At 36.1% G+C, this 20,894-nt stretch carries 15 protein-coding genes and 1 tRNA gene; 3 read left to right on the forward strand and 13 right to left on the reverse strand.

Going from position 1 to position 20,894, the window contains the following annotated elements; translation table 11 throughout:
• Positions 1–23 precede the first annotated feature (23 nt).
• Positions 24–3,374: a T9SS type A sorting domain-containing protein gene (locus tag WC614_07250; GenBank protein MFA5032799.1), complete on the reverse strand. Its 3,351-nt coding sequence runs from the start codon at positions 3,372–3,374 to the stop codon at positions 24–26.
• A 97-nt stretch (positions 3,375–3,471) separates the two neighbouring features.
• On the reverse strand, positions 3,472–4,161 hold the full coding sequence (locus WC614_07255) for an anaerobic ribonucleoside-triphosphate reductase activating protein (GenBank protein MFA5032800.1): 690 nt from the start codon (positions 4,159–4,161) through the stop codon (positions 3,472–3,474).
• A 345-nt stretch (positions 4,162–4,506) separates the two neighbouring features.
• Here WC614_07255 and WC614_07260 point away from each other — a divergent pair, with 345 nt between their 5' ends.
• Positions 4,507–4,989 (forward strand): hypothetical protein, encoded by a 483-nt coding sequence (locus tag WC614_07260; GenBank protein ID MFA5032801.1) that lies wholly within the window; start codon positions 4,507–4,509, stop codon positions 4,987–4,989.
• A gap of 10 nt (positions 4,990–4,999) precedes the next feature.
• Positions 5,000–5,461: a hypothetical protein gene (locus tag WC614_07265; GenBank protein ID MFA5032802.1), complete on the forward strand. Its 462-nt coding sequence runs from the start codon at positions 5,000–5,002 to the stop codon at positions 5,459–5,461.
• A gap of 125 nt (positions 5,462–5,586) precedes the next feature.
• Here WC614_07265 and WC614_07270 read toward each other — a convergent pair whose 3' ends face one another.
• From WC614_07270 to WC614_07320, 11 genes are all read right to left on the reverse strand, one after another.
• Positions 5,587–7,362 carry a lamin tail domain-containing protein gene (locus tag WC614_07270; GenBank protein ID MFA5032803.1) on the reverse strand — a complete coding sequence of 592 codons (1,776 nt, stop codon included), beginning with the start codon at positions 7,360–7,362 and terminating at the stop codon, positions 5,587–5,589.
• Between the two features lie 258 nt (positions 7,363–7,620).
• Positions 7,621–9,048, reverse strand: a complete 1,428-nt coding sequence (locus WC614_07275; protein MFA5032804.1) for a T9SS type A sorting domain-containing protein — start codon at positions 9,046–9,048, stop codon at positions 7,621–7,623.
• Between the two features lie 108 nt (positions 9,049–9,156).
• Complete coding sequence (gene fabF / locus WC614_07280; GenBank protein ID MFA5032805.1) at positions 9,157–10,383, reverse strand: beta-ketoacyl-ACP synthase II; 1,227 nt, start codon at positions 10,381–10,383, stop codon at positions 9,157–9,159.
• 12 nt (positions 10,384–10,395) lie between these two features.
• Entirely contained in the window at positions 10,396–10,635 is a 240-nt protein-coding gene (locus tag WC614_07285) for an acyl carrier protein (GenBank protein MFA5032806.1), read from the reverse strand.
• 189 nt (positions 10,636–10,824) lie between these two features.
• Positions 10,825–12,072 carry a tetratricopeptide repeat protein gene (locus tag WC614_07290; GenBank protein MFA5032807.1) on the reverse strand — a complete coding sequence of 416 codons (1,248 nt, stop codon included), beginning with the start codon at positions 12,070–12,072 and terminating at the stop codon, positions 10,825–10,827.
• Entirely contained in the window at positions 12,073–13,377 is a 1,305-nt protein-coding gene (locus tag WC614_07295; GenBank protein MFA5032808.1) for a type II secretion system protein GspG, read from the reverse strand. It lies immediately after the preceding gene.
• 19 nt (positions 13,378–13,396) lie between these two features.
• Positions 13,397–13,468 (reverse strand) — tRNA-Ala (locus tag WC614_07300).
• Positions 13,469–13,516: 48 nt separating this feature from the next.
• A complete protein-coding gene (locus WC614_07305; protein MFA5032809.1) occupies positions 13,517–14,647 on the reverse strand; it encodes an iron-containing alcohol dehydrogenase in 1,131 nt (376 codons plus the stop codon).
• A gap of 18 nt (positions 14,648–14,665) precedes the next feature.
• Positions 14,666–15,451 (reverse strand): GTP cyclohydrolase FolE2, encoded by a 786-nt coding sequence (gene folE2 / locus WC614_07310; GenBank protein ID MFA5032810.1) that lies wholly within the window; start codon positions 15,449–15,451, stop codon positions 14,666–14,668.
• Positions 15,452–15,475: 24 nt separating this feature from the next.
• The gene (queC, locus tag WC614_07315; protein MFA5032811.1) at positions 15,476–16,147 is read right to left on the reverse strand and encodes a 7-cyano-7-deazaguanine synthase QueC; all 672 of its coding nucleotides are present in this window, start codon (positions 16,145–16,147) and stop codon (positions 15,476–15,478) included.
• On the reverse strand, positions 16,144–16,767 hold the full coding sequence (locus tag WC614_07320) for a radical SAM protein (GenBank protein ID MFA5032812.1): 624 nt from the start codon (positions 16,765–16,767) through the stop codon (positions 16,144–16,146). The genes queC and WC614_07320 overlap by 4 nt, the downstream gene beginning before the upstream one ends.
• Positions 16,768–16,897: 130 nt before the next feature.
• On the opposite strand from WC614_07320, the gene WC614_07325 reads away from it, so the two are divergent.
• Positions 16,898–20,866: a C25 family cysteine peptidase gene (locus WC614_07325; protein MFA5032813.1), complete on the forward strand. Its 3,969-nt coding sequence runs from the start codon at positions 16,898–16,900 to the stop codon at positions 20,864–20,866.
• The last annotated feature ends 28 nt before the right edge of the window (positions 20,867–20,894 follow it).

Genomic DNA, 20,894 nt, shown 5'->3' on the forward strand with positions numbered 1-20,894 from the left:
AACAGAAAATGTAGGCATTTTTACTATTTCGTAAGCACGATTTTTTTGACAGCAGTAAATTCTCCGGCTTTAAGCTTATAAAAATAAATACCTGAAGACAAATTCTTATTATCTAATTTTATTTTTTTGCATCCCGGAGTCTGATACTCGTTTACCAGAGTAATTAGCTTTTGTCCTACTAAATTATAGATACTCAAGTCAACAATTGATGCTTTGGGCAGATTATATCTAATTTCCGTCGCACATTTAAAAGGATTCGGGACACTTGAAAACAGTTCATATTTTTTAGGAATTGCAAGCCCGGCATCTTCAACTGCAGGGTTAAGAAGCCATTCTATAATGTTATGCATAAGGGTATTTCTTGTCTGGGCAAGGGCTATTGCTTCGAAACCAAAAGGTAAAGTAACTGCTAACCATGGGCCGTGGAATGCAATACCCGCATATCCTTCTCCCGTATAGTCTTTATACTTAAAAATAGAATCCGAATATGCGCTGTATTTTTTAACTGCTGATTGTATAAACTGATTATTTGCTCCTGTCCCGCCTTCTATCGTAAACATAAGACCACTGGTAATAGGGTTCCCGGCAATTCCTATTACAGTATCCGCGTTAATTCTGGTAAACGCCTTAGAAACTCCAAGAATACCAAAATTACCTACCCTATATACTGCCTGACCTGAAAAGAACAATCGTCCTTTATGTACATTAAGATAAGTCTTTATGTTTTGCTGTTCAGTATCCGGGTTTGTTGATGAGTGGTTATAATATTCCGGCTCCCACAAAATGCTGTCAGAAGTTGTTCCCGTAAGCCAAATAACAATAGCATACTGGTTTAATGTAGCAGTATCCGGGGTGCCATAACAAAATACATCCCATATATCATAATTATAGCCATTGGCATCAAGAGCTTCGCTATAATACTGTTGATAGGGTTTTATATTTCCCAATGGCGGTCTATTATAATTATCATCATCCAAAAGAAGAATATTAGCCGTTTTTGTAAGAGGTTTTGTCGTAAATTCCATAAGATTAGTATATTGCTTTTTGTTTCCCATTTTATCTTTAGCATAAAGATTTATATTATAAAACTTTTCCTGAACAGTTGGAGTTATCCACGAGTTAGCGTAAAATCCGTCTCCTGCGAGACTATCAAGATGCGAGCCATCATCATAAAGTTCAACACTTGTTATAGGAGTTCCTATAGGGTTTTCAATAATAGCAATAACAGAATCTATTCCCGAACCGTCTATAAGTTTAGCTCTTATATTAACCGTAGAACCTGCTGAAAGTAGCCTTGGCAAAGTTGAGGGATAATGAAGAAATGGGGCTTTATCATCAGTGATTTTCAAAGCAATAGTATCTTCCCATTTACCGACAATCGAATCAGACAATTTAAGAATTAAGGAAATTGTAGTATCCGGTGCATTTTCAGTAACTTTTATTTTATAGTTCTGGATTACAACTGCTCCGGAATCAATATTGTTGAGTAGATGCAGCGAGTCGCATATTTTGACATAAAGCGGTGATGTTAACTCTCCTGAAACTCCGTTGATAAGAGACATTCCTTTATTCTTTACCGTAATCTGGATATTTACGGAATCACCCGGCGATGGGATAGTATCCGTTCCCTGAATTGTCCACTCAGTTATTACAAGAGGGCCCAAAGTAGTAAACGTTGTCCCATTATTCACTACTGTCGTATCGTTCGTATTATCTTTTGAAAAAACATCTACAAAATAATTATTTCCCTGAGAGGGTGTTTTCCATATATTCCCATAAATATGGTCACCGGCAAGACTATCGTGATGAAGCCCATCATCATATAGTTGTATGTTCCCGCATAAACTTTCATCCGGTGATTCAATATCCGCACTAATTGTCTGTATCCCATCTTTATCATAACTATGCGTAGTTATTACTACCGAATCTCCCGGGTTCGCAACAGGTGGGATAGCTTTTATGCCGTTGACAAGCGGACACTGTGGCAAATATCCATTATTAAATTGTGTTATTGCGTTTTGCGCATTTTCCTTTAGGTCTGTTAAATTATCTGCACAAACAACAGCAATAGTAAAATTCACTTCTTCACCCGGTTGTAATGATAAATAAGGTCCAGAAGAAGATAATTGTCTTACCTCGTTCGGAGTAGTACTTGTAAAAAATGCAGTACTTTTAAGTTTTTCATATTTTAATGAATCCTGCAAATTCATATCTACTAAAGAATCCGGTCCTACATACAGCCATGAATTAAAGCCTGTAAACCCGATATCCCCCGGAGTTTCACATAATACGCAACCGATATACCCGGCCGGTGTTGTCCATCCCGGTTCATAACTGTCAAAATCATAAGTATAGCCTAAATTCAAAGTTTTATCGTAACCTACCATATCATCCATACACCCCTCTAAAGAGTCATCTGATCCCTGTCCTATATCATTATCCATAAAATATCCAAAATAAACATTTTTCAATGGGAAAGAGTTCATATTTTTAATTTTATAATTGGTATAAATATAATTTTTATTCTCCGACATATTAAAAGAATAAGTTCTCTGTTCCACCCTAACACCAAGTCCCAATCCACCATAAGGTCCCGCATCGCTTACCCAGATAACAGTTGCATTTTCAGCTGGGATCCAGTCGCCCGATACTGCATAAGTATCTTCGTCCGAAACGATATCTCCTTTTGCAGGATTGAGTTGAACAGCAACCGGACGACGGGAATTTAAGGTTGTATCTGCAAAGCACCATAATGTCTGATAAGGTTCTCGAGGCATATTACGCTGTTTAAAAAGGAAACTGCCGGGATGCAATAAGCCTGCACGAATTCTCTGGGTGCTAAAAGTGAGACCGTTAATCCCAACATCTCCTGCTTCACCGGCGTTCTGAAGTTCAGGAATGTTCATTGCCCCCATATCCGATTGATATGCACCTCTACTAAGATTAGGAGTCCATATTGTATCTTTTGTTATAGAATCAATCATGGGGTATAATGCGCCTATCCATATTCCACATTCATAGGTATAGTATTGTTTCGAGCCTACGGGATATTCCGCGGTTTTTCCTCGAGTTTCAGTTATATTATAATACCTTTGCATTCTGATTTGCTGCGCATCTGATCCATCGTATTTCCCTATAGAATCCAGAGAATCACGGCCAAATAACCCACACTGCAAAGTATTAGAGACAACCCAGTCACTTAAATTACCGACACCTGTCCAGTATAACTTCCAGAAGTCTGCCGGAGTATTCGTAATTGCTCCTTTGCGATAAGATGTTTTTTTATTCAACTCCAGTTTATGAGGTATGTAGCTCCACCCCGTTCCTACGCAAAAAATGGCAGCTAAAATCAGAGAGATTAAGAATTTATTCATACTCCACCTCGTGTGAATAAATTTCCTTATATAGCTATTACGAATTATCGTGAAAAGGTTTGTAATCGTTTTCCTCAACATCTTTTTTACCTCCTTTTTAACGTATGGTGCAGTTGGGGAGGAAAGTGGCGAGTTTGAGTAGTTCGGCGTCCGTATAAAGAGGGATGTCTTTTTCCTTGAACCTGCCTTTAGAAAGCATCTTTATGGTTCTTGGTTTTTGGAGGATATACGACTTAGCCCCTTTTATCCAGTGCCCGATTTCCTGGGCATCAATTTGACTGAAGAACTCCGGGAATACCGTAGTCCTGAATTCGTATTCAATAGTCGAGTTTAGTAGAATTTTGATACTTTCATCAATCTTTGAGATATCGATATTTTCTATTTCCACAACATCGGGATATTTTGCAGGAGTTGTTTTTATGTCCATTGCTATGTAATCGACAAGTTTATTCTCAATAACAGATGTTAAAAATTCCGGGTTGGTGCCGTTGGTATCCAATTTTATAAGGAAGTTCATATCTTTTACCTGTTTCATAAATTCGGGTAATTCTTTCCATAAAGTCGGTTCGCCACCTGTTATGCAAATTCCATCAAGGAAACCGCGTCTTCCGTCAAGAAATTTTAGGATTTGAGCGCCGGGAATATCGGGTAGTTTCTTGTAATCAACCACCAGTTCAGGATTATGACAGAAATAACAATGGAAGCTACAGCCTCCCGTAAACAGAACAGTACACATTTTTTTTGGATAATCAATTAAAGACAACGGTTGATGCCCCTTAAAGTTCATATTCCCTCCAATATCACACTAAAAATCATACTAAAAGAAAAAAAGAGAGATGTCAAAAGAAAAAAAAGAGTATATCCACGAATGAACACGAATTTACACGAAAAAACAAATAATACAGAAAAATGCAACCACAGAGAACACAGAGAATACAAAGGGATTTAGAGTGAAAAACAACGAAAAACAGAAAAATATATAGAGAGCACAGAGACAAAAAGACGCTGAGCTCGCAGAGGAGAAAAAAATAAAGGGAGAAAAGATGGGGAAATTTCTGATTTAGTTTTTGATTGACAAATATAAGAAGATTATTAATACTACGAATCAGGGTAGGTAAAATAGGAGGGGAAAATGGAAGAAAAAACAACAAACATAAAACGTCCAAAAGAAGTAACCATAGTTGCTATTTTATTATTTGCTCTCGCAGTTTTGAGTCTTGTATCATTTTTTTCAACAAAGATACCATTGAAATGGAATGAAGCGCTGGCACAATTGTTGGGAATCATATTATATGTACTCTTAGGATTTGGTATGTTAAAAATGATTGTCGGAATAAGAATATTGACTATTGCGCTGTATATATTAAATTTACTTGTAGGAATCTCTGGTATTATCCTCCATGGATTCAAATTAACTGATTTAATTCTTATTTTAGATGTTGGAATTATTACACTATTATTATTGAAATCAACAAGAGAAGCGTTTAATAAAATAGAAACGGAACGGAATAAAAGAGCGGCAGCAAGACTAGAAAGCAATTGGAAAAAAATGGAGGCATCAACACTAAAGGCAATCCGGGAGAAGGATGGAATTAGTTCGGAGGAGGAAAAATAGGAGGAGCAAAATGGAAGAGAAAACAACAAACATAAGTCGTCCAAAAGAAGTAACTATAGTTGCTATTTTATTATTTGCTCTCGCAGTTTGGGGTCTTGTATCAATTTTTTCAACGAAGATACAGTTGGAGGGAAATGAAGCACTAATGGTAAAAGCAGCAGGGCTGTTGGGGGGCATAGTATATTTACTCTTAGGGTTTGGTATATTAAAAATGATTAACTGGGTAAGAATGCTAACTGTTGTAATATTTATATTAGGTTTAGCAGGAAGAGTCTATAATATTATCACACATGGATTCAAATTAACTGATATGTGGCTTATTCTAGATATTGCAATTATTGTAATATTATTATTGAAGTCGACAAAAGAAGCATTTAATAATAAAATAGAAATAGAGCGAAATAAAAGAGTGGCAGCGACATTGAAGATAATCCGGGAGAAAAAGGGAACTAGTTTGGAGAATGAAAAATAGATACTACGAATTCACAATTACAAAAAGTCCAGCTGAGCAGGATAACTTGGACTAATTTTCCTTGCGGAGCAAAGTCCAAGTAAACCGCAGAGTTCGCAGAGAACAAATTAGAAAGATAAAAGGAATTATTTTTTAAGCACTACGGTAGTTTTGTTTGAAACGGATTTAGTTGAAAACTCGTCCTTTGCTTCCAGATAAACTATGTAAATCCCGGTTGTTAAGAAACTACCATTGTCATTCTTCCCATCCCATACACAACCTTCCTGCCATATATATTTTGACTGGGAACCTGAAGAATAATTATCCAATAACTTCCTGATACATCTGCCATTGCGGTCGTATACATACAATTTTACTATTGCTTTCGTAAACGGTAACGTATAAAATATACGAGTTGCGGGTGAGTCGTGTTTGTTCGGAGAAAAGATTCTAGGTTGAGCAGTAAGAGTTGCGCTTATAGAACTTCCCCCTAAACATATAGAATTGGTTTTACAGGGAGTAGCGCCTAACGGGGCAGTGGAAGAATTCCAGTTGTCCGCATCATTCGTAGAAGAGACAGAACTTATTCTTTCAAGCGATATGCCGTTGTCAGAATTAGAAGCCCAGTTAATATCATACGTTAGCAAATCCTGAACGAGATTCGAATTGTCTCTTATTGTTAAAGTGTCTATGCCGTCTCTTAGATTCGGGAAACTGCTTCCGAGCGATATGACATTGCAATTACCATAGATACTATTTAAAACCTGAGAAGAAGATTCTGCGATTACTACAAAAGAAGAAGGTTTCAGGTAATAGTTTGTATCGGTTATCTTTTGATTATCAAGAGTCCAGTTTGCGATGTTTATTTCTTCATTGCTTTTGTTCGTAAGTTCCAACCATTCGCCTGAAGTCGAGGGTTTATACATAATTTCGTTTATTATAATATTTCCCGTACCTACCTGAATGTAGAACGTTTTAGTTGTAACACAGTTGTTAACGGTGAGTTTGATTTCTATTTTATGTTTTCCGGATTGCAGATTTTTATATACTATAGTTCCATTGAAGGAAGCGTGTTCTGCAAGAGTATTAACCGTGATTGTTCCAACCAATACATTATCGGACATAGCATCTATTTGAACATTGTTAACAGTATTTCCCGGGTTATAAAGTTCAACATTAATTAAGAGACTATCGCCGGGAGTTGGCGTTTCCGGGGAAAAAGACACTTTATTAAGGATTACAGGGTCTGTAAAGGTAGTATCGTAGAGTTTAATGTTGAAAGGAGGGGTAGTAGCGAGATATGCATTAAGCGTATTTCCTGAGACATCTTCAAATTCAAGGGTAGCAATGTTTCCGGTAGGGACGGCAATTGAGAGCCAGCCGTCTCTTGAGGGGTTATTATCGGAGATTTTATTATCCTCCGTTATATAACAACCGAGCGGGTTATTTGAAGAATCTTTCGCAATTACGATAACATTGGGATAAGGAGTGGTAAGGAGGGAATCTTTATAGAGCGTTCCCTGAAGCCAACCGCCTGAAGTATGCATATCCATTATCCGGAAAGTCGGGTAATAGAGATAAATCTGGTCAGTATCACCGTCTTTATATTTGAAAGAAAAATAATAGCTTGCAGGGTTATAGTGTCTGTAAATTTTTAAGAATATCCAATTGCTTCTGGTCTGCCCTGTTTTAGAGTAGAATGGCTGGTATGAATTAGACTTCCATCCGTCCGGAGTCCAAATTTGTGAGATACTGCTATCCGTGGAAGTATCACGTATCCAGGCAGAAAATTCGTAAGAAGTGTCGGTAGGATTAAGGTTTGAAGTTGTAATCTTGACAGCGAATGGGATACTGTCGTCGGGAACAGCTGGGAGAATGGAGGCTTGAATGGTAGTGAATACGCAAAAGAAAAGATGAAACATTTGTCAAAAAAATTATATAAAAAGCGGGGAAATGTCAAGGGGAAAAATCCAATTTTTGGACGCAGATTTTCGCAGATAAAAAAAGGATTTAGAAAAATACATACAAACAGAATACAGAAAAATTAGCCCCGCTGAGCAGGATAGAAATTTCTAAAGACTAAATCGCTAAGGGCTTTCTACCACGGATAAAAGAAAAACAGAATAGAATACAAAAAATTCAGACAGGATTAACAGGATTATAAATAGCAGGCAAGGGTTTTATTTAAGGAGAGTAAGTTTTGTTGTTGCTTTGAAGTCACCTGCTTGCATCTTACAGAAATAAACTCCTGTCTTTAGTCCGTTTGAATTCAGGAGTATGCTATAAGTTCCGGCAGGTTTGAGTTCATTAACAAGGGTTTTAACGCAACTACCTGTTATGTCGTAAAAAGATAAGGAGACTTTACTTGTGGCAGGTATTTGATACATCAAAACTGTTTGATTCGTAAACAGATTAGGGGAAATTTGTAATTGCGGATTTTGGAATGCGGATTGCGGAGTGGAAGATTCTTCGACAGCAACATATCCTAAAGAATCTGTTTTTATGAGACAAACATCGCCAGAATATGTATAACCTGCGATAATAAATCCGTTGTCTTGAAGTTCTTGAACTGAATATCCGCCGCTGCCACTGAAAACTTTTTTCCACAAATTGTTGCCTAAAGAATCTATCCTGATAAGATAGGTTCCCCCATACATATTGGATAGATGTCCTGTAATAATAAAACCACCGTCTTGAGTCTGTTGAACGGACTCTCCTGCAGAGTTGTTTGTCCCCGAATTTCCAGCCCACAAAGTATTACCTGAGGAATTTGTCCTAATTAGATAAACAAATGAAGCACCAGGTCCTTCACCGGCAACGAGTATCGTTCCTGCAATAATAAAACCGGAGTCGGAAGTTTGTTGAACGGAATTTCCCGAAGTACACCGACCTTCGCCGGGGAAAGTTTTCGACCAGAGAGTATCCCCTAAAGAATCTGTTTTGATGAGATATACAGCCCCATCGCTTACACCAAAAGAGCCAGTTCCTCCTACAATAATAAAACCACCATCAAAAGTCTGTTGAACGGAGTAGCCATAATCCCAGTTAGTTCCGCCAAATGTTTTTGTCCACAAAGTATCACCTGAGAAATTTATTTTAATCAAATAAACATCAGCAGAGCCTGCTCCAAAGGAATATGTTGTTCCTGCAATGATAAAACCACTGTCTTGAGTTTGTTGAACTAAATAGCCATAATCTTTATCCGTTCCGCCGAAAGTTTTCGTCCACAAAGTATCTCCCAAAGAATTTGTTCTTATAAGATATACATCTCCGGAGTCTGCTCCAAAGGAATATGTTGTTCCTGCAATAATAAATCCACTATCTTTAGTTTGCCGGACTGAATAGCCCTTATCATCATTTGTTCCACCAAAAGTTCTTGTCCATAGAGTATCGCCTGAAGAATTTGTCTTGATTAGATAGATATCATAATTGCCTGCACCAAAAGAGTTTGTATACCCTACAACTATAAACCCACTATCTTTGGTCTGCTGGACTGAACGCGCCACATCATAACCCGTTCCTCCATAAGTTTTTGTCCATGTGTCCGCGGATAGTTGTGTGCAAAAAAGAAGAACGAAAGCGAGTAATAATTTATAATTTTTAAGCATTAATTAAAAGTATTACAGATAATAAGGTGTTTTGTCAATATTTTTCAGAAGTATAGAGGGTGTAGATAGTATAGACAGTTTAGATAGTAAAAGGAAAACCAGCGAGGATTATATTTTTTTAACGACTAAAGTTGCGTTATGTCCGCCGAAACCAAAAGAATTTGATATTGCCACATTTACATTCACAGAACGGGCATTCCCGGGAACATAATCCAAATCGCATTCAGGGTCAGGATTTTCAAGATTAATAGTAGGATGAACCATAGAATTACGAATAGAAAGAGCACAGGCTATAATTTCTATTGCGCCGGCTGCTCCTAATAAGTGTCCTGTCATTGATTTGGTAGAAGAAATAGGAATATTTTTAGCAAGGTCACCAAATACCATTTTGATAGCTTTCGTTTCTATTGCATCGTTTAAAGGAGTAGATGTCCCGTGAGGATTGATATAACTAACATCTTCCGGTTTCACACCTGCACTTTGCAAAGCCGTTCTCATCGAATTTGCAGCGCCTTCACCTGAAGAGTCGGGAGCAGTAATATGATATGCGTCACAACTCATTCCGACACCTGCAAGTTCGCAATAAGGATTAGCTCCTCTTTTAATTGCATGATTTGCTTCTTCGAGGACAATAATTCCTGCACCTTCCCCAATAATAAACCCATCTCTTTCTTTATCAAAAGGTCGTGATGCTTTCGTAGGAGCATCATTTCTTGTAGATAAAGCACGCATATTCGCAAACCCCGCAACGGCCATAGGACTTATAGCAGCTTCGGACCCGCCCGTTATTACAACATCGGCAAGTCCTTCTTTTATAAGCCTATACGCATCACATATTGAATGGGAAGAAGATGCACAGGCAGATACCACGCTAAAATTAGGACCTTTTATACCAAATCTTATTCCAATTTCACCTGAAATTGAATTAATTATCATCATCGGTATGAAGAACGGGCTTACTCTACGCGGTGATTCTATAAGTTTCCTGAATTCTCTTTCCCACGTTTCTATCCCCCCTATTCCCGAACCAACGATTACGCCTGCACGTAACGGATCGTCAAATTGCAATCCCGAGTCTTTTACGGCTTCAATTGCAGCGGCTATGCCATAATGGACAAAAGTATCCGCTCTTTTAACTTCTTTAGGGGAAAAACAGGTAAGCGGGTCGAAATTCTTAACTTCCGCACCTATTTTGACGGAGAATTCGGTGGTGTCAAATTTCGTAATGTTAGATACGCCCGATGTACCTGAAATTAAAGAATTCCAGTAATCTTTGACGGATAAACCGATGGGTGTAACTGCACCTACTCCCGTTACAAAGACACGATTTTCCATTAAGTTAATTAACTACTTTGGCGTTGATTTACTTTCAATATATTTAATTGCACTACCAACTGTAGTAAGTTTTTCTGCTTCGTCATCAGGAATTTCCATATTAAATTTTTCTTCCAAAGCCATAACGAGTTCTACCGTATCAAGAGAGTCTGCACCGAGGTCATCTATAAAACGGGCAGCATCAACAACCTGAGTTTCTTCTACTCCAAGTTTTTCTATAACAATCTTTTTTACTTCTTCTCTTACATCCATTACAACCTCCTATTTTCCTATGTTTATTTTTATCTAAACTTAAACTGCTAACCTAATATAAAAAAAGGGTTTGTCAATAATTTTCTGCTATTCTACAAATATAAAGTGGATTCTATCTAATTTCATACTAAATAACCAAAAAAATTTTTTTATTAACTTAGATGTTTTAAGGTATCCGGCTAAAATACCCTAACGAGATTTTTTATGCCACCATATTTCTTTCTTAACCTCTTTTAACCTATCTTCTACCTGTTTTATGTATTTTTTAGCATATGCTTGCCATTCAGGAGCTTCTCCGTTTAAGGCAAGTCTATATTCATTAAGCGCCCCTTGATAACCGTTTTCAGAGCCTTCAAGGTTTTTATTTTTTGATGCAATTATAGCAGATTGGAATTGTATATCTCCTGCAAGACAATGTAGAATTTGATTGTCCGGAGATACAACTCTTGCTTTTTGAAGATATCTTGTAGCTTCACTTAAATTACTCAGAGTCAAGCACAAATTTATCGCAGGAAAATACGAGTAAACGTCCGAAGTATCAAGACTAATAGCTTCGTTATATGATTGCAATGCCGAACCATATTCTTTCAAACCTTCATACGTATATCCAAAATTGATTTTATTTTCCCGGTTATCGGGCGATTTTTGAGCAATATATTCAAACTCTGACTTCGCTTCATTATATTTTTTAGCGGATAAATATGCACGCCCAAGCGCTTTTCTAACATCCAAATCCTCAGGGAAAGCATCGCGTAGTGCTTTTAATTCCTCTATGCCTTCTTCATATTTTTTCTGAGATATAAAAGCATTTGCAAGGCTATACCTTACGCTCTCATTTTTAGGAGCATATCTTAACGCAGTTTTATAATATTCTATTGCAACATCAAGGCTGTTTTTTTTCACAAGTATAGATTTCCATTCAGATGTAGTAGAGTCTTTATATACCTCAATTATAGTGTCCTTTCTCATTTTTTCATACACATATCCTAATCCATAGAGGGCATCCACATAACCACTGTCTATTTCCAGTGCTTTTTTATATTCTATTATGGCAGAATCTTTCTTGCCCAACTCAGTGTAAAGACTTCCAAGAGCATAATATGCCTTAATAGGAGAAAACTTCTCCATATTATTATAAGTCTCTTGCATTTTATCGAATCTGCATTTCCCCTTATAGGCAAGACTTAAATTCAAGTATGCATCAATGTAAGAAGCACTTTCCTGTATCGCAGACTCGAAATTTTTTATCGCCTCATCATACATCTTATTTTTTAAATACTCATACCCAAATGAATAAACTTTTTGCGCTTCACTTAATTTGGGTTGTTTTTCCTCTGTTGTATCGGTTTTCCCTTTAGAAAAAATATTACTTGTTAATATACAAAACAATACTAAACAACTTAATATTTTGTAAGCATTTGAAACATATGGTTTCATTTAAGCTCCTTTTTTGATGACCGGTGGTCGGTCGGTTATAAACGAATTGCCGGTATCTTTTGCACGGGTTTTTATAAAATAGGTTTGTGAAGAATCGGGTGTCGTATATGTTAACGGCACTGCAAATGCGCTAACTATATTATCCCACTCGTTTTGAACAGTAAGCTTAATTGATACTGGAGTTTTTGCTTCATTGTTAACTTGTGCCAACAAAACAAACTCCGAAGAAGGATCTGTAGTTTTATAAGTAGGTATCGCAGTCAACCACGCTACAGATGATTCCCATCTGTCTATTCGCTCTCCGCTTACAGTTGTTTCTACAAAATACGGATGAAGAACCGACTCAATATTAACATCCTGACTTGGGAAAGTTCCTTCTTTTCGTTTATAATCTCTTAAAGCATCAGCCATACGACGCAAAACAGCCTGCGCTTGAACAATTTTTGCCGCTTTTAAATCTCCTGACACTTTTGCTTCAAACATTGCAAAAATTTTCTTTGACCTTTCAATGTCTTTTACAAGTGTAGTTAAAAAATCATAGTAACTTTCCAGACCTTTAATACCGTTATAATAAGCAAGCGCATCTTTTACAGATTGAAAAGCACTGGAATCAGGATTTATTTCTTTTAAAGCTTTTAATTCGTTTCCAGGATCAAAAAGTTCCGGTTTTTCAGAAACTTTCTTACCGGACAACTCTGAATTATAATATTCAAAAGTAGACCTTATGTTTTTCAAATGCATATCTTCTTCTTTTGAAATACCTTGAATTGACTTATCTACCACACTCACAACTAAAGAAGTAGCCTTTATCAAAGAATCTCCAAGTGAATTTTTTCTTTCATTAGGTTTCATTTTGGAGATTAATTCTTGTAATTTAGAAATATCCTGACTTATTGAAGGTGGTTTCACATCTTCTCCTGCAAGTAGTTGTTCATAAAGTTTAAATGCAGATTGAATTTTGTCATATATAGCTTCAATTTCCGCATCTTTTATTCTTGCACACCCCGACAACCCACTAATTAGTTGGTCTAAATTACTTCTGCTACTTAACACTACTGAAGTATATTCTGCAACATCCTTCCCCTCTGAATAAATAAATTTACACAAATAAGGAGAAAGTAATGTTTTAAGGTCACTATTTTCCGAAGGATAATAACTATGGTCTAATTTATATTCCTCAATTGCATTACGAATCCTTCTTATTTCCCTTTTTGCCTGTCTAACAAGAGCAATATCTCGGAACCCCCCACCTTGCTCACATCCCATTACAAAAACAAGAAAAAATGGTAATATTTTTTTTAACATATTGTCTCCTTTTATACTATGGAGGCGAGGGGATTTGAACCCCTGACTTCCTGGCTGCCAGCCAGGCGTTCTCCCACTGAACTACGCCCCCGTTAAGATAATTTTAGACTGTATATATAATAAAAAAATTGTCAAGATTTTATGTATTATACGGTTTCTTCTTCTCTTGAATTACTTGAAGAGCTTGTTTGTAAAGATTTATAATATCCTTCTTGGTTACCACCTTAGGAGTTACGACAAAATTTCGTCTCCCCCATACATTATTCAAAAATTTCATTACATCTTCTGAAATTATACCATAATCTCTCAAATTAGTACTAATACCCAAGTTATTAAGAAATTTTCTTAAATTATTTCTAAATATATAGTTAATAGTATCTATTTTATCTCCTTTTAAAAATTCCATCATAGTCGGCAATAAAATTCCATTAGCTCTACCGTGTGGTATATTATAAAAAGTAGTTAGTGGATAACCCATAGCGTGAAGCATTATAGTCCCTGTTTTGGATATAACAATCCCTCCCAGCATAGACGCATAAAGCATTTGGGTTCTCAAAGATATGTCTTTAGGGGTTTTTACTATTAGCGGCAAAGTTTCTTTAATTATTTCAATGGCTTCCAATGCCAATTTATCGGATGAGATTGTGGCTTTAGTTGAAAGATATCCTTCAATTACATGAGTTAACGCATCTATACCGGTATCTACAGTTAAACTATGCGGCATAGAAAGTGTAAATGTCGGGTCAAGTATAGCAAAATGTGGAAACATAAATTCCGAAGATAAACCAGTTTTGCTTTTTGTTTCCGAATCGGATATAACTACGCTTTGATCTACTTCCGAACCTGTTCCTGCGGTAGTTGGTACAGTTATTATGGGCAAGACGGGATTTATTATTTTTTTACCATTTATATAATCTTTAATGGGACCTTCATTATTTACAAGCATAGCTATAGATTTAGAAGCATCCAAAGGGCTACCTCCGCCTATACCTAAGACAAGGTCTACGGAATTTTCTCTTGCGATTTTAGCTCCTGAATCCACGGTATTTGTTAATGGGTTTGGTTCTATTTCATCAAATATGAATATTTTTTTATTGGCATTCGTCAGTATAGTTTGGGTGATATCAAGGATGCCATTAGTTTTGGAAGAATTTTTACCTGTAACTATTAAAACTTTATTGGAATTTACGGGTAAAATCCCGGAGAGGGTTTTGATTTTATCTTCGCCGAATATGATTCTTGTGGGTGTAAAAAGATTAAATCTTTGCATAGTACTTCAAGTATGGGATTATTTTTTCTGAATAAAAGCGTATGCATCGTGGTTATGAATACTTTCATAACTTTCTACTTCTACGGAATACCAATTTATATTGGACAATTTATCTAATTTTTGAGCGACATTTCTGACTACATCTTCAACGAAGACGGGGTGTTCATAAGCCCATTTAGTAACGAATTGCTCATCTTCTCTTTTTAGTATGGAGTATAAAGAGGTAGAAGCGCAATTTTCCGCAATTTTTACTATATCTTCAAGCCAGAAAAACGTTTTAGATTTAATGAATATTATTATTTTACCTCTCTGGTTATGAGCGCCTTTTTTAACAAGTTCTTTAGAGCAAGGGCATAGTGTAGCGATTGGGATTTTCACGCCCAGCGTAAAATTGAAACCCTCTTTTTCGGACAGCGAGCATATAACTTCGCATTCGTATTCCATAAGACTTTTAGCTTTGGAGCAGGGAGCGGTTTTTTCAATAAAATACGGGAACTGCAGTTCAATATGGGCGGAATCAGCATTGAATTTTTTGCGAATAGATTCAAGCATAGGTTTCATATTTTTAATTGCGATAGTATCTTTATATTTATTAAGTATTTCAACGAACCTGCTCATATGAGTTCCGCGGAATTCTTTTGGTAAGGAGACATACATATTTATGGTTGCGATGGTGCTTTGTTTTTTTTCTTTTTTATCAAAAGCGGTTATAGGGTATTTAAGGTTTTTTATTCCTACTTTATCTATACCTATGCCTTTTACGGGAGGGTTGTCGTTGTGTATATCACGAGCTTTTAAGTTCATAATTTTTACTTTAACACATAAAAATTAAAAGTCAAGGATAGGGTCTTTAAATTTTAAAATTTTAAATGCATTCTCCCTCCTAATGCAAGCATCACACTTATTACATGGAGTTTTATTATTTTTGTAACACGACCATGTCAAATTCAGTGGAGCATTTAGTTTGATTCCAAGCTTTATGACTTCAGATTTTTCCAAATTATTTATCGGAGTAACTATTTTTGTCCCAATTGCAGTATTTGTTCCTACTTTAATAAGCTTATTGAATACTCTAAAAAATTCTGGTTTTGTATCTGGATAATTCGGAATATCCTGAGCCACAGTTCCAATAAATATGAAATCCGCAGATATCGTTTCTGCCCAGCTTACAGCCATTGAAAGCAAAACAGCATTCCGGAACGGAACATACGTTGAAGGTATGCCTTTTCTATTTAAGTTTCCATTTGGGATAATAACTTTATCGTCCGTTAAACTTGACCCCCCAATCTTTTTCAACCATTTTAAGTCAGATACAAGTCTATTTTTTACATTGTAATAATCGGCAATTTTACTAAATGCAGATAATTCTTTTTGCTCCGTTCTTTGACCATAATTTGCGTGCAAAAACGACAGTTCGCAAGTTTGATTAGCTATTGCCGCAGTAACACAGGAATCAAGTCCTCCTGATACAAGAACAACTGCTTTGGTTTTAATTTTCATTTTACCCCAATATATTTATGTAATTGTATTTGTAATCTAACGTTTAAGTTATCTTTTAAGAGCCATTCGGAAAGTGATGATATTAACTTTTTATCTTTTTTACACACAGGAGAAAATAATACAATGTGTTTAAGCAAATCATATTTTTTAACAATAGATTTTGCCCATTTATAATCTTCGTAATCCGAGATAACAAATTTAATTTCATCTTTATGATTAAGTTTTTTCAAGTTTTGCCAACATATTTTGCCCTGCATCCCTGAACCGGGACATTTTATATCTAATATCTTTATTGCTTTTCGTGATATTCTATTTATGGGGAAAGAACCATTCGTCTCAATTAATAATCTGTATCCATTATCCAGTATTTTAGTGATTAAGTTGTAAATTTCTTCCTGAAGTAAAGGTTCTCCACCTGTAATTTCTACCAGAGGGGTTTTATACGATTTTATAATTTCCATAATTTGAAGAATTGACATTTCTTTGCCGCCTTTATAAGCGTATTTAGTGTCGCACCACACACAGCGAAGATTACAACCTGCAAGTCGCACAAAAACACATGGGAGTCCCTGAAAGGTTGACTCTCCCTGTAACGATTTAAATATTTCAAAAACTTTCATTAAGTTATCATAATAGGTTACTTATATAATAAAATCAAGGAAAAAGTTGTTACTAAAATTAATATATTTTATTTTAAGCTTAATATTCTTGACAAATACTAAAGATATAAGCATATTATAATTAAATATTATGGGAATACTATTTTTATTTTGGATAATTCAACAGGCTGATATTGTTAGCCTCAGACCTTATAATGTAACTGTTTTCCCATCAAAATCCAGTGAACCTGTAGATTTCATTATAATAACAACAGATGAATTAAAACCTGCTTATGAGGCACTAAAATCTTGGAGAATAGAGGAAGGAATAAATTGTGACATAAAAACGGTAGGTTGGATATCCCAGAATTATCCCGGCGCGGACACTCCCGATAGAATTCGCAATTTTTTAAAATCAGCTTATACTAATTGGAATACACGATATGCCTTACTTGGAGGAGATCCTAGTATAGTTCCAACAAGAATCGCTCAAAGTAAAAACCAGTATTTTCCATTTTATACTATTGCATCTGATTTATATTACTCTGCATTAAATGGGACATGGAATGCTGATGGAGATATGACTTGGGCAGAAGCAACTATAGATAGTTCAAATTTCACCCCCTTAATGTGGGTAAGTAGATTGCCGGGAGCAACTCTTGAAGAAGCAAATATCTTAGTATCTAAAGTAATCGCTTATGAAAAGTCCCCCAATATTGCCTCTTTAGAAAAGGCAATGTTTCTTGCCTCTAAGGATGAATCTCCTTATGTTCGCCCGGTAGTAAATTCTTTTCCTAGTTATTTTACTAAAGACACTTTATGGGGAGCTTCTAAAGGCGCAATTATTGATTCTATGGCAAAAGGATATGCTTTTTTATATGGAGCCTTTCATGGATCCTCAACACAAAATTGGTCGAACGCAGGTGGGGGTGGCATAAGCAGAGCTGATATAGACAATCTAACCGCTCCGTTATACTCTATTGTTACCATAAGTTGTTATACTCACTGGATAGAAGTAGATTGTATGTCCCGTCATTTTATGCTAAATCCATATGCAAGCCTATCTTGCCTCGGCAGTTCAAGGGTAGGTTGGTTTTCTGAAGAAACAAGACTAAATTGTTATTTTTATAAAGCAGTTTTTGACAGCCTATTCCCTGTAGGAAAAGCTCTGGCATGGGCAAAAACTAAAATAATCCCTGATATCTATCTTGGTGGTATAGAAACTGATGGTAACTACAGAGATGTTGCTTTAAGTTACGACCTTTATGGTGATCCGTGTACCAGATTCTGGACAAAAAAACCTGACTCATTAACCATAAGTTATCCATTAACGATAACCGCAGGAGAAAAAAAGATAAAGATTACAGCAAGAAAAACAAAGGATAAATCCTTGGTTTCAGGAGCATCGGTATGCATCTATAAAAAAGGCGAAATATATGGAAGGGGAATTACAAACAGCCATGGAGAAATTATTTTTCTAACAACTCCGGAAACCCGTGGCAATTTAAAGTTGGTTATATCAAAACCTGACTTTTTACCTTACGAAGGATATATATTCATTCAACCAGATTATGCTTATGTAAAATATATAAACTACACCATTGATGGTGATGGAGTTCCGGAATCAGGAGAAGAAATTAAACTGTGTCTTTCTTTAGAAAATACGGGAGCAATAACAGCTTTTGATGTATTTGCAAAAATTCTCAATTCATCGCCTTATCTCACATTCCTTGACACTATTCAATCCTATGGTAACTTATTAAGTAAAGAAGCAAAATCTAAAGAATACAGAATACTTATAGATAAAACCTGCCCGCCAGGGGACATTAATCTTAGTCTAAATATTTATAATAGCCTTGATTCTTCCAGAGATACTTTTAATCTAACTATACAGGCACCATTATTAAAACATTACTCACATTATGCAGACTCTTCACACCTTATATCCCTAAGAATAAAAAACGAAGGAACAGGTAAAGCCAAATCAGTAAATGCTACACTATTTTCACTTACACCAGGAGTTCTTTTGGTTGATTCATTAGAATATATAGGAGATATTTCAGCTGATACTATTTTAACATTAAAAGATTGTTTTCAATTTAGCGGAACTTCTGCCTCTCCTCGATTTGTATTGGAACTTAGGGATTCGTGTTCTCATATATGGAATGATACATTTACCCTCTCTTCCATTAGCCCGCCAACTATTCTTGCTACATTTGCTAAACCTAACGGCATATCAGTTAATTGGAATTCAACTTGTGCTTATGGGTATAATGTTTACAGGGCATCCGATACGACTCTTCTAAATTCTCAACTAATAAAAAACATATTCTCATGGGAAGATAAATTTCTACCACCCTACACAAGCTACTCTTATTTGGTAACTTCTGTTGATAATTCTCTTAATGAAAGTAGCTTTTCGCCTCTTGTATCAGGGAGAAGCAATCCTTCTTTCAAACAGGGATGGCCTCAATCAGGTAAAAACTCTTTTGTAAATTCTCCTGTTGTAGCCGACATTAAACCTGAAAAACCTGGTTTAGAAATAATTACAAATATGGGAGATGATCAAAATTTATATGCATGGTATGCTTCAGGAGAAGGCATTCTTGCACCTGATGGAGCCTTCGCTTCAAATTTAGGAAATTCGTGGACGGCGCCAGTCGTTGCAGACATAGATAACGATGGAAGTTTTGAAATAATACGAACACAATCATGGTCAATTACTCCCAAAATATGGGCATTTAAAAAAGATGGAACTGTTCGTGCAAATTTTCCAATACAAATTATGGACTGTGGGATATTATTCTCATCCCCATCCGTACAAGATCTGGATAAAGATGGAAAATTAGAAATTATACTGGCAATAGAGAAATTTGATAATACTGGCAATAGGAGTGGAAGAATTTATGTATTTAAAGAAAACGGAATAGGATATTTAAACTCTGATGGTGTCTTTGCTATATGTGACACTTCAATGATAGTAATAGACCAAAGTAAGGCACCTGCTTTGGGTATTTGTACACCTGCTATCGCAGACATAAATAATGATGATACTCTTGAAATTGTCGTGGGCTTTTCAAACTTCAACGGGGATACTTCTAAATCTTCACTCTTTGCATGGAATGGAATAACAGGCCACATAGTTCCGGGATGGCCAGCCTTTATAAAAGGTGTGCCTTCATCCCCGGCAATAGGGAATATAGACCCTTCGTACCCAGGATTAGAAGTAGTTATTCATACTTGTGCCCCTAATAATTTAATTTATGCTTATCACTCCGATGGCACTCCTGTAAATAACTGGCCCAAAAATTGTAATTCCACTGACAGTTACCTTTATATGTCAGGGCCAACTATAGGAGATGTCAATGGTGATGGAGCATTAGAAGTGGCTCTCTCGGGAATAAATTCATTTCATCTGTGGAAAGGGGATGGAACAATAGTTACGGGCTGGCCTGTAACTTTATGCCTTATGAACCAAGTATCCCCTGCAACTCCTATACTTGCAGATATTGATGGAGACAATGTACCTAATTATATTGGTATTTCACTTCTTGATGGAACTATATATGCCTTTGAACCAAACGGTAAAATCACACCGGGATTCCCAATATATTCAAATGGTAGAACGGACGTAACGCCAATAGTAAGCGATATAGACTTTGACGGTAAAAATGAACTCTTATCTGCAACAAGAGATTATAAAATTCGTATATGGGAAGTTGCAGGAACTAAAGTAGAATGGGGAACTTTCTGTCATGACAGATGGCATACAGGAACTTATGGCTTTATCCCATTCGATACATCTGAAATATCAGTAGAAGAAAAACAACAACTGTTTTGCTTTAAACTTTTGCAAAATACACCTAACCCGGTCCGTGAAAAAACATCTATTCAATACTGCGTAGGAGAATTAACATCTAAAGTTAAATTAAATATTTACGATGCATCAGGCAGGTTGACAAAGACTCTAATAGACAATAGTAACGTTAAACCAGGTAATTATACGATAAGATGGGAAGGAATAAATAACAATGGCAAGAAAGTAGCTTCCGGGATATACTTCTATAAATTAGAAACAGACAATTTCAAAGCTACTAAAAAACTGGTACTTATCAAATAACACCCCCTTGACAAATAATTAATTCAGC

Source organism: bacterium (genome assembly GCA_041649255.1).
Classification (GTDB): Bacteria; Hydrothermota; UBA3073; order JACQXS01; family JAQTXJ01; genus JAQTXJ01.

What these genes read in the sequence shown, in the direction of transcription:
- WC614_07260 (MFA5032801.1), top strand. Translation starts at nt 4,507, where the DNA reads ATGGAAGAAAAAACAACAAACATAAAACGTCCAAAAGAAGTAACCATA.
- folE2 (MFA5032810.1), bottom strand. Translation starts at nt 15,451, where the DNA reads ATGAACTTAAAAGCTCGTGATATACACAACGACAACCCTCCCGTAAAA.
- WC614_07305 (MFA5032809.1), bottom strand. Translation starts at nt 14,647, where the DNA reads ATGCAAAGATTTAATCTTTTTACACCCACAAGAATCATATTCGGCGAA.
- WC614_07295 (MFA5032808.1), bottom strand. Translation starts at nt 13,377, where the DNA reads ATGTTAAAAAAAATATTACCATTTTTTCTTGTTTTTGTAATGGGATGT.
- WC614_07285 (MFA5032806.1), bottom strand. Translation starts at nt 10,635, where the DNA reads ATGGATGTAAGAGAAGAAGTAAAAAAGATTGTTATAGAAAAACTTGGA.
- WC614_07250 (MFA5032799.1), bottom strand. Translation starts at nt 3,374, where the DNA reads ATGAATAAATTCTTAATCTCTCTGATTTTAGCTGCCATTTTTTGCGTA.
- fabF (MFA5032805.1), bottom strand. Translation starts at nt 10,383, where the DNA reads ATGGAAAATCGTGTCTTTGTAACGGGAGTAGGTGCAGTTACACCCATC.
- queC (MFA5032811.1), bottom strand. Translation starts at nt 16,147, where the DNA reads ATGAAAATTAAAACCAAAGCAGTTGTTCTTGTATCAGGAGGACTTGAT.
- WC614_07255 (MFA5032800.1), bottom strand. Translation starts at nt 4,161, where the DNA reads ATGAACTTTAAGGGGCATCAACCGTTGTCTTTAATTGATTATCCAAAA.
- WC614_07265 (MFA5032802.1), top strand. Translation starts at nt 5,000, where the DNA reads ATGGAAGAGAAAACAACAAACATAAGTCGTCCAAAAGAAGTAACTATA.
- WC614_07270 (MFA5032803.1), bottom strand. Translation starts at nt 7,362, where the DNA reads ATGTTTCATCTTTTCTTTTGCGTATTCACTACCATTCAAGCCTCCATT.
- WC614_07325 (MFA5032813.1), top strand. Translation starts at nt 16,898, where the DNA reads ATGGGAATACTATTTTTATTTTGGATAATTCAACAGGCTGATATTGTT.
- WC614_07320 (MFA5032812.1), bottom strand. Translation starts at nt 16,767, where the DNA reads ATGAAAGTTTTTGAAATATTTAAATCGTTACAGGGAGAGTCAACCTTT.
- WC614_07275 (MFA5032804.1), bottom strand. Translation starts at nt 9,048, where the DNA reads ATGCTTAAAAATTATAAATTATTACTCGCTTTCGTTCTTCTTTTTTGC.
- WC614_07290 (MFA5032807.1), bottom strand. Translation starts at nt 12,072, where the DNA reads ATGAAACCATATGTTTCAAATGCTTACAAAATATTAAGTTGTTTAGTA.